Here is a 13,562-nt window from a genome sequence, read left to right on the forward strand (position 1 = left end):
AACTAAGGCACCCGCGGAAATTTTGAAAAATCCGGTTTTCTTTTTTCGTTGTATGCATTTTTGCCTTCCTGAGCTTCGTCGGTCATATAATAGAGCAGAGTGGCGTTGCCTGCCAATTCCTGAATTCCCGCTTGACCGTCGAGCTCGGCGTTAAATGCCGATTTAAGAAGGCGTATAGCCAGAGGACTTTTCTCGAGTATTTCTTTAGCCCATAGAACTCCTTCCTCTTCCAATTGTTCAACGGGAACAACTTTGTTTACCAATCCCATCTCGTAAGCTTCTTTAGCGTTATACTGACGGCAGAGGTACCATATTTCGCGCGCTTTTTTCTGTCCTACTATTCTTGCAAGATAACTGGCTCCGAATCCGCCGTCGAAACTTCCGACTTTCGGTCCGGTCTGTCCGAAGATTGCGTTGTCAGCCGCAATTGTCAGATCGCAAACTACGTGAAGAACGTGACCTCCTCCGATTGCATAACCCGCCACCAAAGCGATTACCGGTTTCGGAATGCTTCTTATTTGTTTTTGAACGTCGAGAATATTCAGTCGCGGAACTCCGTCGCTTCCGACGTAGCCTTTGTCGCCTCGTACCGATTGGTCCCCTCCCGAACAAAAAGCGTATTTTCCGTCTTTAGCGGGACCTTTGCCTGTAAGTAAAATAACGCCGATCGAAGAATCTTCGCGTGCGTCGTTGAAAGCGTCGTATAATTCTTTCGTGGTTTCGGGCCGGAATGCGTTCCTTTTTTCCGGACGGTTGATCGTTATTTTGGCAATGCCGTCCATCTTTTCGTAAATAATGTCCTGATAATCTTTGGCTTTTATCCAGTTGAATTTCATGATATTTTTCCGTTAATAATTTTTGATAAATATGAGTTGAGCAAATTTACAAAAACTTCGGGCTTTTCTAAATGCACGTTGTGTCCCGCTCCTTCCACGGTTTCGTGTCTCGAGTTACGGATCAGTTTATTCATTCTTCGGGATATTTCCGTGTACTTCCGGTCTCCGCTGCCGCTTATTAGCAGCACGGGAAAATCGATTCCGTTAAGTTTAGACCAGTAACTCGGCATTAAACCCGTACTGAATCCCACAAGGGAATTGGATAAACCCGTAACGCTGTTTTGCTTCCTTTGGTTCTTTATTTGTTCGAAATTATTGAGTTTTTTCAAACTTTCGAAAAGAGGCTGGTCGAACCAGTATTCCACGAAATTGTCGAGTCCGTTGCTTTTGATCTTTTCTGCAAGAAGAAAATCGTATTCCACTCTTTCTTTTTTCTCGTTGTAATCTTCCAATCCCGCCGTTGAACTTTCAAGAATAAGCGAGAGCACTTTGTTCGGATATTTTAAAGAATATGAAAGCGCCGCTCTGCCTCCCATGGAATAACCGCAGAGTATAAAATTGTTATAGTCCAGCTCTTTCATTAAAATGTCGATATGCTTTACAATTGTGCTGCATGTATAGATATTGGGATCGTCCGGCGAATCGGACATACCGTGCCCAATCAGGTCGATGGCTATCGGATAAAAGGAAGGATTCAGCTTATCCATAATAAATTCCCAGTCGCTCGAATTGCCCGTAAAACCGTGAATGAAAAGTACCGGAGTTTTCGAGACGCTTCTTCCTTTACCCGTAATATAATTAATATGGACGTTGTCTATTTTCAGCCTCATCGATTAAGAAGTCGATTTTCTCTGCCACGTTTTGCCAGATTTTCGATCTCAATTTTTTTGACTCGACGGCATCGGTTTTAACTTCGATTACAGTAAGACGGCGGCTGTCGACGGAAGCGTTCAAATGTTGGATAAATTTCGATTTGGAATTTGCCGTTAAAAATTTACCGCCGTAAGCTTCGACAAATTTACGAAAGTTTAAATTAAGAGGCGTAATAAAATTTTCCCTGCAGATTTTTTTATAGCGCGAAATCGGAAGCGATTCGAAAATTCCTCCTCCGTTATTGTTGATTAAAATAACAGTCAACGGAATTCCGAATTTCATTGAACTGTGGAGTCCGTTTAAATCGTGAAAGAACGCCAGGTCGCCCGTAATTAATAAAGCCGGCAATTTGGAGACGGCGGAAATTCCGAGCGCGGTCGAAGTAATTCCGTCGATACCGCTCGCGCCCCTGTTGCAATGCGTTGTTATTTTATTGACGCGAGTTGACGCAAAAAAATCGCTGTCGCGTATCGGTAGACTGTTCGATATCATTACGTCGCATTCGCCTTTGACGTTCTCGAATACAGTCTCGGGAATTAATCCTTCGAAAGATAATTTGCTCTTCTTGAAAAATGATTTTTTAATTTCGCCTGCGATATTGTTGAATTCAATAATTTTATTTAGCCAACGGCTGTCGGGACTGCCGCTCGAAATTTTTAGGGCTTTGACGCAAAAATCATACGGCTTCATATTCAAAATTGTTTTGGCGGTCAAGGAAGGATCGAACCGGTCGCCGTATTGATTAATCAGAATTTTTTTTGCCGCGGAATCCCTGTAAAAATGAAGAACAATATTCGAAGTCGGCGTGCCTCCGAACTGTAAAATAATTTCGGGTCGGAAGAACTCTTTGAATTTTTTTGAATGAAGCAGGGAAGTCAAATTTTCGATTATCATCTCTTTGTTGTGAGACCCGAATCGATAACCGGAGGCGGCGTCGGCATAAATCGGAAAGCCGAGCTTTTTCGACAAACGCGTTACCGCCTTAATAAATTTTACGTCGTAATTATTATAACCGAGAATAATCAAACCCCGCCTGGAACTTTTCAGGCTTTTGACGATTCCGTTGAACTCAGTCCTGTTGTATTTTAACGGTTTAGGACTCGGTAATTTTATTGCGGATAATTTAGAGATTAGCGAGCTGTCGATTTCATCGGTGTACGAATCGGGTTCGAAAGGTTTGGCAAACGGGAAGTTGACATGAACGGGACCTCGGTCCTTGTAATATGATGTTTCAAACAATTCGTCGGCGGTTTTTATTACAGAACTTAAACCGGAATATTTTACATTGGGAAGTCCCAAGTCCCTGAACAATCTGATGTGGTTGCGGAAAATATTATCCTGATTGATCGTTTGGTTTGCCCCTGTATTTCTTAGTTCGGGAGGTCGGTCGGCTGTACAAACAATCAAAGGAACGCGCTGGTAATAAGCTTCGATAATTGCCGGATAAATTTCAGCCACTGCGGTTCCGGATGTTACGACAACGGCGGTCGGATAGCCCGTTTTTTTTGCCATTCCGAGCGCGAAGAAAGCGGCTGAACGCTCGTCTACAATCTGGAATGTTTTTATTTTTTTTGAATTTGTGAAAGCCAAAGTTAGCGGAGTGCTTCGGGAGCCAGGCGAGATTGTAGCATACCGCACGCCTAATTTTTCAAGCCTTTTAACGAACAAATCACTCCAAAGAGTGTTCCGGTTTACAGATATTTTCATGAATAGAATAAGTTAAGTATTGGTTTTAATTTTAGTTCGGTCTCTTTGAATTCTTCCTCGCTGTCCGAGCCGTCGACAATACCGCATCCTGCGAACAGATATAAAAGTCTGTTTTTAATCAGTCCGGAACGTATCGATACCGTCAGTTCCGCATTCCCATTCGCGTCTTTCCAGCCTAAAATGCCCGAGTAAAGTCCGCGGTCGAATGTCTCTAAATTTTCGATTATCTCAAGCGCCCGTTCTTTTGGTAAACCGCATACTGCCGGAGTGGGGAAAAGTCTGTTTATCAATTCATCCGCGCCGGTGTTTTTATCGATTACAGCCGTCACAGGAGTCCATAAATGTTGTATGTTTCTCAATTTCTTTATCCTTGGCCGCGCAGGATGACTGATATCGGAAGCGTAATCTTTGATTTTATCTAATATATAAGAAAGCACGGCATTATGCTCGTATAAATTTTTCGAATCGTTTAATAAAAAATCCGCAATTTTGTCGTCTTCATTTTTATCTGTTGCGCGCTTAGCCGAACCGGCCAAAGCGTCGATCGATAATTTACTCTCTCGTATCGAGATAAATTTTTCGGGCGAAGCTCCGAAAAAAAGAGAACTATTCCGACGCCATAAATAAATATAACAGTCGGGATATCTCTCCTCCAAATTTAATATTATTTGAGAAACTTCCGCTTCTTTTTTTATCGGTTTTGCAAGATATCTTGCCAGAACAACTTTGTCGGCATAGCCTTTTTTTATTTGATCAAGAGCCGACTCAACTTGTATACGCCAGGCATAAAAGTTGACGCTGTCGGAAGGCAGATTTGTATCATTATCGTTCTGTACGGCAACGCCTGTTAGTTCTTTCAAACGGCGTAAAAGACGGGTTGAAATGTCGGGCGTTTTTAAAATTGCGTAATTTAAATTGGTTACGAGAAAGTATCTGTTTTGATTTTTCATTAAAATGAATTCGGGCACAAACCATTCTTCTGTTTTGTAGTCGTTCCACAAATCCGTCTTTTGAGGAATCGGGAACATTGCGCCGCCAAAGAAGGTGGGTATTCTTATGTCCAGATTGAATGCGTGTTTTGAAATTTTTCCTGTCGCGTTTTCGAATAAATTTCCGAATGCAAGGAAGGACTTATTTTCGAAAGGCGTATTAAAGTAAAACCAGGATTTGATATCTTTTATTTCTTGAAATAAAGATTTGTAACTGTTATGGTCTATTTCTTCTATGTAAGAATAGACTACATTATTATTATGCGAGCTTTTAATGTTTGAAGAATTAATAAATTCTAAAAAATTTTTATTGTTATATATCAAAGTTATGCTTAATTTTCTCATTGAAAAATACTAAAAAAATACTAATTTGGTACTAAAAGATATAGAAAAAAGAAAATTGAGGTGCGAAAAATTGATTTTCTTTTATCAATTAAATTTCATAAGTTATCACTCAGATGAAAGAAGTTCATAATAATAAATTGCTCAGAGGGATGGGGACCTGATTTTATCGTTCGTAATAATTAAACGAAGGAGTAAGTAATGGCATCAGAAAAAACAGAAGCAGCATTGAAACTGATTGAAAAACTGAACCGTACAGCCGATAAAATTCGAAAGGTCCAGGCAAAATACGTCTTCGAAAAAAAATTAACCGCGCCGCAGTTTGCGGTTCTTGAAATATTGAGTCGTACCGGTCCGGTGCCGCTGAAAAGAATCAGCGACGAAATGATGGTAACCGGCGCGAATATAACCTGCGTTGTCGACAACCTTGAAAAAGAAGGCTTCGTAAGGCGCGTTCACTCGAAAGAAGACAGAAGAGTTATATTGGGCGAGCTTACGCCCGAAGGCAGAAAAAAAGTCGAAGGTATTTTGCCTGAGTATACGGAAAGACTGGCTTCCCTCACTGCGGGACTAAGTGAAAGCGAGCAAAAACAATTAATCGCTCTTCTGGATAAATTATCGGTCTAATCGATATACGATCGAGAGCCATTCGCCCATCGATTTTTTATCGACAGGGCGGAATCCGACGCTTGTATAACGATTAATAATATCATTCTCATCAGCATTAAGGAGACCGGAAAGTATCGCTAATCCGGTCTTCTTAACTTTCTTTTTAATCTCGTCTGCTATTTCCATCAGTATATTTTTATTAATGTTCGCCAGAACGATATCGAACTGATCTTCGGCGATATCCGTAATTTCTCCGAGTATTATTTTAACTTTGTCTTGAACGCCGTTTAGCGATATGTTTTCGTTTCCGTTCAAATGACACCATTCGTCGTTATCGACTCCCACGGCTTTTGCGGCTCCTAATTTTACCGCGGCTATGGCGAGCACTCCCGTGCCTGTTCCAACGTCGAGTATCTTTGCGCCGGGCGTAACGTATTTTTCTGTCATTTCAATCATTAATCTGGTTGTCTGATGTTCGCCCGTCCCGAAAGACATTTTCGGATCTATTGTTATAACAATTTGATCCTTCCGGGGATTGTATTCCTTAAATGAAGGTTTAATCACAATTCTTTCCGTTACTTCAATTACCCGTACGTTCTTTTCGTATTCCTCGTTCCAGTTCTTGTTTTCAACATCCGATTCCGATATGTCGTAGCTTTCTATTAAATTGTTTCTGATAGCTTCGTTCAAAACTTTCTTGAAGTCCCCGATTGAAATCCGATTGGACGCATCGTAATAAATTATAAGCGAAGAGTCGGTCTCATTTATTCCTTCGATCGGAAGATTCCACATTAAACCGCTGATTAATTCGTAGTTGCGCGGTACGATGGTAAGAGTAATCTGTTTATATGTTTTCATTTTTGCCCCGTAAATTTTAACAAAAGTTCAATTATTTTTTCCTGATAATTTAAAGCTTCTTTTCGGTTGTCTATGAAATTCTGAAAAAAAACCGTTACCGCGAGCAAATGATTATTGCCGTCGCGAACGAATCCCGATAGATTGCTTACTCCGCTTAAGGTTCCGGTCTTTCCGCGGAAGCGTCTTTTTAATTCCGGCTTTGTCATTTTGTGTTTCAATGTGCCGTCGTAACCTGCAATGGGAAGCATATTATAGATTCTAACGAAAATGCCGGGTTCGTTGTAAAATAGATATCTCCACAGTTTGGATACAGTTTCCGTATTGATCAAATTGTAAAAGGATAAACCTGAGCCGTCCACAATTCTGTACTCTTCCTTATTCGTACCGATTAACGACATCAGACTGTCGATTAATTCGATTCCTTTCCCGGTTTTGTACGGGGGCTCGTTGCAGCATGAAGAAATTGCCTTTAAAACGGCTTCGGCGCATAGGTTATCGCTCTCCTTCAGCATACGCGTCAGTACCGTGTCAATGGGTCTTGCTATTTCAAAAAATTTTTTGTCGCAATTTTCGTGTTTATCGAATCCGGCATTGCCTCTGAAAGTTATGCCCCTCGTTTCAAGAAGCTCGATAAAACGACTCAGAGAAAATTTGTCGGGATTGTCGACGCTGACGTTAATGGTGTCGACGGTAAATCCGGAATTAATTGAGCCGTTCAATTTAATGATTATCGTATCGTTATGTGAGTATCGCCCGGGTTCGATTATGTTTACTCCGGATTCATCAAACATAAGATTCCCGATAATTCTGATATGCCGGCTTTCGGGAAGGGAACGGGATGAGATATTGCCGTTTGATTTTTCGACGATTACCGATACAGTGTTGCCGTTCAAATTGAAAGCGGAAACATAAGGCGCATAAGAGTACGGATCGTCGTCCCACATCCATCCTTTGCCCCATCTGCTTGTATCGAACGAGGTTACATCCGCATGGATATTCCCTTCAATTGATTTGACGCCTCTGTTTTTAATTTCGTCTATAAATTCCGACAATTCATTTTCCGAAAGGAGAGGGTCGCCTGAACACTTAATGAAAATGTCGCCTTTGAAAACCGAGTCTTCGAAAACGCCGTGAGCATGGAACTCCGTCGAAAATTTGAAATCCTCTTGGAAGAGCAGCGCTGCCGTAGCCGTAAAAAGTTTTGTAATCGACGCGGGTCTTAAAAGCAGTTTGTTGTTTCCGGAGTATAAATTAACGTTGTCCGTCAAGTCGTAAATATCGACAGCGGGAATTGTGTATGCGAAGAAAGGCTCGGATAATAATGAATCGAGCTTATGCCGGAGTTCGTTTTCTAATTTCTGCGGGAGTACTGTGGAACAGAATAGTGATATTAATAAAATTAGTTTTATTTTCACTTTGGCTTCTAAAAATATTCTCTTTCTCTGAATTCGACTCCGAGTTCTTCCGTGACGAATTCTTTGGCTCTTTCGGCGTCGACGCCGTTGATGCCCACAATCGACATTACAACTTTAGAATATTTTTTTGCCTTTCGGGCAAAGTCGAGCATTTCTGCGTGCATTTTGGGATCGACTCTCATTAATTTTGCGTATTGCTCGGGCTCGACCGAATTCAAACTTATCGATACTACGTCTATTAATCCTTCGAGCTCCGGAGTGATGTCGCGTTTGTTAATATAATTTCCGTGCCCGTCAGTGTTGAGGCGTGTTTTTCCTCCGTTTTCTTTAACATAACGCGCAATTTCCTTTACAACGTCCCATCTGATAGTAGGCTCTCCGTAACCGCAAAAAACTATTTCTTTATATTGTTTCGGGTCGCCAATTTCTTTAATGTAAACGTCGGCGTCGGGTTCTTCGGATTTCTTCATCTTCAGATTGTAACCGTTGATTACCGCGTCGCCTTTCCTGTCGCAAAAGACACAATCGGCATTGCACCGGTTTGTTACGTTAACATAGAGCGAATTGCCGATTTTATACGTATAACTCAGATCGGGTTTCTTACCGATGCCGAAAAGTTTAAAAGCGTTATAGGAAGTGGTTCTCGCAACATCCTGGACGGTTATTTCGTGAAGCTCGGCAATTTTTTCCGCGATTAATCTTATATAAGAGGGCTCGTTTCTTTTGCCTCTGTGAGGAGCCGGCGTCATAAAAGGCGAGTCTGTCTCGAGAAGCATGTTTTCGACCGCAATCTTTTTGACAATATTTCTGAGTGTATTTGCTTTGCTGAACGTAATGTTGCCGGTAAACGAAACGAAGTGCCGCAGTTCAATTAATCGTCGAGCCTCTTCCAGACTTCCCGAATAACAATGGAACTGGGCTTTCAACGGAGTGTCTTTATATTTTTCTATTATAGCCATAATATCGCCGGAAGCTTCGCGGTTGTGAACGATAATGGGAAGCTTCAATTCGAGGGCAAGTTCTATTTGCGCTTCGAAGGCTTTAATTTGTTTTTCTTTGGGAGAAAAATCGTAATAATAATCGAGACCGATTTCGCCTATAGCCACTACTTTTTCATGTTTCGATAGGTCCCTCAGATTATCGATCAACGAATCGTCCCACTCGTTTGTATCATGCGGATGAATTCCTACCGACGCATAAATGAAGTCGTATTTATCCGCAAGTTCAATAGCCTGAGCAGCCGAAGCCAGATCCGTTGCCGGAACGAGTATATAATCGACTTCGGATTGACGGGCATTCCGGATAACTTCTTCGAGGTCGTCGTTAAAATTCGGATAGAATAAATGAGCGTGAGTATCTATAAACATTTTGATTTCCGTTTATTAAACAATTTCGCCGATAACCTGTCCGTAATCGCCCGCAGACTTAAGCAGATCGAGAGCTTTGTCGACGTCGTTTTTGTCCAGTATTGCTATCAGCCCGATTCCCATATTAAAAACGTGTCTCATCTCTTCGTCGTCGATATCGCCGGTTTTCTGTATAAGTTTGAATATCGGAGGAACTTCCCACGAGTTCCAGTCAATTTTAATTGAAAGACCTTCCGGAACGACTCTTTTGGTATTTCCGATTATTCCGCCGCCGGTAATATGGGAAAAAGCGGCAACGTTCAAATTTTCTTTCAGTATATTAATCGATTTTAAATACGATTTATGAATTTTAAGAAGTTCGTCGCCGAGAGAGTTTTCCAATTCGTCGAATTTATCTTCGGGTTTGAACTTATCGAAGAGCGCTTTGCGCGCAAGCGAGTATCCGTTCGTATGTAATCCTGTCGACGGCAATCCGATTAACGCGTCTCCTTTTTTAACTTTCGAACCGTCGATTATTTTATCCTTTTCCACAATGCCAACTATAGTTCCCGATACGTCATACTCGTCCGGGGCATAGAGTCCGGGCATTTCGGCTGTTTCGCCTCCGATAAGCGCCACTCCGTTTTCTTTGCAAGCAATCGAAAATCCTTTGATGATTTGTTCGGCTTTTTCGGGCTCGAGTTTTCCGAATGCCAGATAATCCATAAAATATTGAGGCTCGGCTCCGCAAACGGCAATGTCGTTAACGCAGTGGTTTACGAGATCCTGTCCGATAGTATCATGTCGGTTCATCTTGAAAGCGATTTTGATTTTTGTTCCCACTCCGTCGACGCTCGAAACGAGAACGGGATTTTTCCAGCGTTTAAGGTCAATTTGATAAAAAGCTCCGAAGTGCCCGATGCCGCTCAAAACGTTTTCGTTAAATGTCGACTTGGCGTATCCTTTTATTTTGTCGACGGTCTTTTCGCCGGCTTCGATATTGACTCCGGCGTCTTTGTAATTAACTGCCACTTTGAAAATCCCTGTTAATTTTATCTGCAAATATAAGCATTAAAAATGGAAACTTTCCTGTGTCTCGGTTTGTAACACGCAACGCCTGGTTAAAGTTTTTATCTAATCCTGTATAATTCTTTTAATTTTGGTATTTTTGCAGGTGCGATTTAAGATTATATGGTAAAGTTATGTCGGATTATCAGTTAAAAGACAGAGAAAAGGCAATACTGAGGTTTGTGATTCATCAGTTCATATTGACCGCAAATCCGGTCGGCTCGAGAAATATATCCAAAAAATACAATATCGGGCTGTCGCCTGCCACGATACGGAATATTATGGCCGACCTCGAAGAATTGGGATATTTGGATCATCCGCATACGTCCGCCGGGCGGGTTCCCACAGACAAAGGTTATCGAGTCTATGTCGATTCCCTGATGGAGCCGCCTTATCTCGACAGGAAAATGAAAGAGGTTATCGACGCCAATTTGAGCGCTCATTCTTCTTATGAAACGGACGATTTGCTCAAAATTACGACCGGCATTTTGAGTAATCTTACAGATCAGCTGGCAATGGTAACATATCCGAAGATCGAACAGGCAAAACTCGAGAGAATCCAGATTGTCCGTTTGTCGTCAACAAGAATTTTAGTGGTCGTTACCATTCAATCGGGTTTGATAAGAACCATAACTCTGGAACTCGACGCGGAAATAGACGAGGAAAATATCGAAACCGTTCAACTATATCTGAACGAAAGACTGAGCGGATTAAAGTTTTCCGAGATACGTTCTACTATTGCCGAAAGGATTAAAGATATCGACGAAACAAAATATAAGCCGATAGTCCGTGTTTTTCTCGATTCGGTAGATCGAATTTTTACAGACATCAGCGGCGATAAAGTAGTTGTAAAAGGCGCTAAGAATATTCTTAAGCAGCCGGAGTTTGCCGATCACGAACAATTCCAGAGCGTCATTGAACTTATTGAAAACAAAGACATCATTATACACGTTCTGGATAAAAAGCGGCAAACCCAAAAAGACGATCTGGTTATTTCGATCGGAAAAGAAAACCAGGACGAAAAACTGAGCGAATACAGCATGATTACCAAAGAGTATAAAATAGGAGACCTTGAGGGGACCGTTGGAATTATGGGACCCAAAAGAATGAACTATTCTAAAATAATCGCAGCCGTGGTTTATATTGCAAATCAATTAACCGAGGAGTTAACAAAACAGAGATGACTATGAAAAAGAAAGCTCATAAAAAGAGTAATGAAGAGGTTAAAATAAATCAGGAACAGGAACTAAAAGAAACCGGACAAAGTCAGAGTCCGGAAGAAATTGAAAATAAAGAAAGCGAAAAGGAGAAGGATATTATTAAGGAATTAAATGAGAAATTGGAGAAACTTGAAAAAGAGAATTCGGAATTAAAGGATACTCTTTTAAGAAAAGTAGCGGAATTCGAAAATTATAAAAGACGCACCGAGCAGGACCAGCTCAATATTATTAAATACGCCGCCGAACCTTTCATAAAGAATATACTGGCAGTCTACGACGACCTGGAACGTTCGTTGGGTCATATGAACGAAAACAATAATTACGAAGCGATGAAAAAAGGATTGGAGCTGGTTTTCGATAAGTTTACAAAAACCCTCGAAGCTCAGGGAGTTAAAAAAATAGAAGCAAAAGGACAGCCTTTCGACTTCGAAATGCACGAAGCTCTGATGCAGCAGCCTGTCGAAGGATTGCCCCCTCACACTGTAGTGGACGTAGTTGAGCCGGGCTATATGTATAAAGACAAAGTGATTCGTCATGCCAAGGTGATTGTAAGCGCGGATACTCCCGAAAATCAAAATAACGAGGAAGGACAATAATATGGCAAAGAGAGATTATTACGAAGTCCTGGGTGTGAGCAGGGACGCCTCGCAGGATGAAATTAAAAAAGCATATCGTAAATTGGCAATGCAATATCATCCCGACCGGAATCCCGGAGATAAGGAAGCCGAAGAAAAATTCAAGGAAGCCGCGGAAGCTTATGAAGTTTTAAGTAATGCCGAAAAAAGAGCCAAGTACGACCGTTTCGGACACGGCGGACTGAAAGGCGGACAGGACTTTCATGGATTTGACAACGTTAACGATATCTTCAGTCATTTTTCAGATATTTTCGGCGGCGCTTTTGGAGGCTCTTCTATATTCGATGATTTCTTCGGAGGCGCGTCTTCAAGAAGGTCGCAAAGACGCAGCGCCGGAACTCCCGGTTCCGACATTAAAATTAATCTGAAATTGACGCTCGAAGAAATTGCAAGAGGCACAACAAAAAAAATTAAACTCAAGAAATATATCAAATGCGACTCGTGCGGCGGTACCGGAGCAAAAGCCGGCACGGGACATAAAACCTGTACGGTATGCAACGGTAGCGGGGAAATTCGCCAGGTCTCCAAATCGATCTTCGGACAGTTCGTAAATATAACCACTTGTAATAATTGCGGAGGTACCGGTAAGATCGTAGCCGAACCGTGCGTCAAATGCTCCGGCGACGGTCGAGTCTATGGCGAAACTACAATTAAGGTTAATGTCCCGGCGGGCGTCCACGAAGGAAGTTATATGACTCTCCGCGGCGAAGGAAACGCCGGCAAAAACGGCGGTCCGGCAGGCGATATAATAGTTGTTTTCCAGGAACAGCCCCACGAATATTTTACGCGCGAAGGCGACGATGTAATTTACGAACTTACTATCAGCTTTCCGGAAGCTGTTCTCGGAACCGAAGTGGAAGTGCCTACGTTGACCGGAAGAGCAAAACTTAAAATCGAGCCGGGAATACAGCCGGGAAAATTCCTCCGTATGAGAGAAAAAGGTATTCAGCACCTCAACAGTCATGGAGCCGGCGACCAATTGGTGCGCATCAACATACACGTTCCCAAAAAAGTAAATGCAAAAGAAAAAGAACTCCTGAAAGAATTGATGAATATGCCGAATATTAAAGTGGATAATTAATGTTTGTATATTATTAGATTATAACTTAAATTTGGCTGTAACATTAGTTGAGGTGCGACATCGGGCTAATATATAATTTTACGCGCAAACTCGGATTTACAGAATCGGAAATCCGGGTTATTTTCTATTTGATTTTTTTTCTAATCGTCGGGGGCGTATTCAATTATTTTCTCAGGACTCACGGCAGTAAAGTCTTCCTTTACAATTACAAGCAAGACGACAGCTTATTTTTAAGCAGCGTGGAATTGGACGACCTGGTTCACGAATCAAAAATAATCGAAAATAATGTTGATATTAAACCGGAACTTTTAGATTTTAGGGAGACAAAAATTCGGGTTAATAACAATAACGCGGCAGAATCCGGGTTTATACCCGTTAATGTCAATAATGCGGGAATTGACGAACTCACGAAACTGCCGGGCATCGGTATTAAGACTGCCGAAGCTATTGTTCAATACCGGAATAAATTCGGCAAATTTAATTCGATCGAAGATTTGCTGAATGTAAAAGGTATTGGCAACTCAAAACTCGAGACGATAAAGGACAAAATTATTGTTAAATAAGAAGATTTATCGGAGGAATA

At 41.6% G+C, this 13,562-nt stretch carries 13 protein-coding genes; 5 read left to right on the forward strand and 8 right to left on the reverse strand.

Translation table 11 applies throughout. The features are described from left to right. Nucleotides 1–2: 2 nt before the first annotated feature. Genes menB through ACSSWA_RS10240 form a run of 4 tightly spaced genes read right to left on the reverse strand, consistent with a single transcriptional unit; the run spans nucleotide 3 to nucleotide 4,750 of the window. Nucleotides 3–836: a 1,4-dihydroxy-2-naphthoyl-CoA synthase gene (gene menB / locus ACSSWA_RS10225; RefSeq protein ID WP_437356471.1), complete on the reverse strand. Its 834-nt coding sequence runs from the start codon at nucleotides 834–836 to the stop codon at nucleotides 3–5. Beyond that, complete coding sequence (menH, locus tag ACSSWA_RS10230) at nucleotides 833–1,666, reverse strand: 2-succinyl-6-hydroxy-2,4-cyclohexadiene-1-carboxylate synthase (protein ID WP_437356472.1); 834 nt, start codon at nucleotides 1,664–1,666, stop codon at nucleotides 833–835. The genes menB and menH overlap by 4 nt, the downstream gene beginning before the upstream one ends. Then, entirely contained in the window at nucleotides 1,635–3,377 is a 1,743-nt protein-coding gene (menD, locus tag ACSSWA_RS10235; protein WP_437356473.1) for a 2-succinyl-5-enolpyruvyl-6-hydroxy-3-cyclohexene-1-carboxylic-acid synthase, read from the reverse strand. The genes menH and menD overlap by 32 nt, the downstream gene beginning before the upstream one ends. Before the next feature lie 35 nt (nucleotides 3,378–3,412). Then, the gene (locus ACSSWA_RS10240) at nucleotides 3,413–4,750 is read right to left on the reverse strand and encodes an isochorismate synthase (RefSeq protein ID WP_437356474.1); all 1,338 of its coding nucleotides are present in this window, start codon (nucleotides 4,748–4,750) and stop codon (nucleotides 3,413–3,415) included. 198 nt (nucleotides 4,751–4,948) lie between these two features. On the opposite strand from ACSSWA_RS10240, the gene ACSSWA_RS10245 reads away from it, so the two are divergent. Continuing rightward, entirely contained in the window at nucleotides 4,949–5,374 is a 426-nt protein-coding gene (locus ACSSWA_RS10245) for a MarR family winged helix-turn-helix transcriptional regulator (protein WP_437356475.1), read from the forward strand. Here the strand turns inward: ACSSWA_RS10245 and prmA are convergent. The 4 genes from prmA to purM are packed head-to-tail and all read right to left on the reverse strand — an operon-like array spanning nucleotide 5,363 to nucleotide 10,007. Continuing rightward, a complete protein-coding gene (gene prmA / locus ACSSWA_RS10250; protein WP_437356476.1) occupies nucleotides 5,363–6,214 on the reverse strand; it encodes a 50S ribosomal protein L11 methyltransferase in 852 nt (283 codons plus the stop codon). The two genes, ACSSWA_RS10245 and prmA, sit on opposite strands and share 12 nt — an antisense overlap. Continuing rightward, on the reverse strand, nucleotides 6,211–7,629 hold the full coding sequence (dacB, locus tag ACSSWA_RS10255) for a D-alanyl-D-alanine carboxypeptidase/D-alanyl-D-alanine endopeptidase (RefSeq protein WP_437356477.1): 1,419 nt from the start codon (nucleotides 7,627–7,629) through the stop codon (nucleotides 6,211–6,213). Before dacB ends, prmA begins: the two co-directional genes overlap by 4 nt. An 8-nt stretch (nucleotides 7,630–7,637) precedes the next feature. Continuing rightward, the gene (locus tag ACSSWA_RS10260) at nucleotides 7,638–8,996 is read right to left on the reverse strand and encodes a TatD family hydrolase (protein ID WP_437356478.1); all 1,359 of its coding nucleotides are present in this window, start codon (nucleotides 8,994–8,996) and stop codon (nucleotides 7,638–7,640) included. A 15-nt stretch (nucleotides 8,997–9,011) separates the two neighbouring features. Next, the gene (gene purM / locus ACSSWA_RS10265) at nucleotides 9,012–10,007 is read right to left on the reverse strand and encodes a phosphoribosylformylglycinamidine cyclo-ligase (RefSeq protein WP_437356479.1); all 996 of its coding nucleotides are present in this window, start codon (nucleotides 10,005–10,007) and stop codon (nucleotides 9,012–9,014) included. A 170-nt stretch (nucleotides 10,008–10,177) separates the two neighbouring features. Here purM and hrcA point away from each other — a divergent pair, with 170 nt between their 5' ends. From hrcA to ACSSWA_RS10285, 4 genes are all read left to right on the forward strand, one after another. Further along, nucleotides 10,178–11,227 (forward strand): heat-inducible transcriptional repressor HrcA, encoded by a 1,050-nt coding sequence (gene hrcA, locus ACSSWA_RS10270; protein WP_437356480.1) that lies wholly within the window; start codon nucleotides 10,178–10,180, stop codon nucleotides 11,225–11,227. A 2-nt stretch (nucleotides 11,228–11,229) separates the two neighbouring features. Further along, nucleotides 11,230–11,859 (forward strand): nucleotide exchange factor GrpE, encoded by a 630-nt coding sequence (grpE, locus tag ACSSWA_RS10275; protein ID WP_437356481.1) that lies wholly within the window; start codon nucleotides 11,230–11,232, stop codon nucleotides 11,857–11,859. Between the two features lies 1 nt (nucleotide 11,860). Next, on the forward strand, nucleotides 11,861–12,979 hold the full coding sequence (dnaJ, locus tag ACSSWA_RS10280; protein WP_437356482.1) for a molecular chaperone DnaJ: 1,119 nt from the start codon (nucleotides 11,861–11,863) through the stop codon (nucleotides 12,977–12,979). Nucleotides 12,980–13,107: 128 nt separating this feature from the next. Then, entirely contained in the window at nucleotides 13,108–13,542 is a 435-nt protein-coding gene (locus tag ACSSWA_RS10285) for a ComEA family DNA-binding protein (RefSeq protein ID WP_437356483.1), read from the forward strand. Nucleotides 13,543–13,562 lie beyond the last annotated feature (20 nt).

It is taken from the genome of Melioribacter sp. Ez-97 (genome assembly GCF_051488665.1).
Taxonomy (GTDB): domain Bacteria; phylum Bacteroidota; class Ignavibacteria; order Ignavibacteriales; family Melioribacteraceae; genus Melioribacter.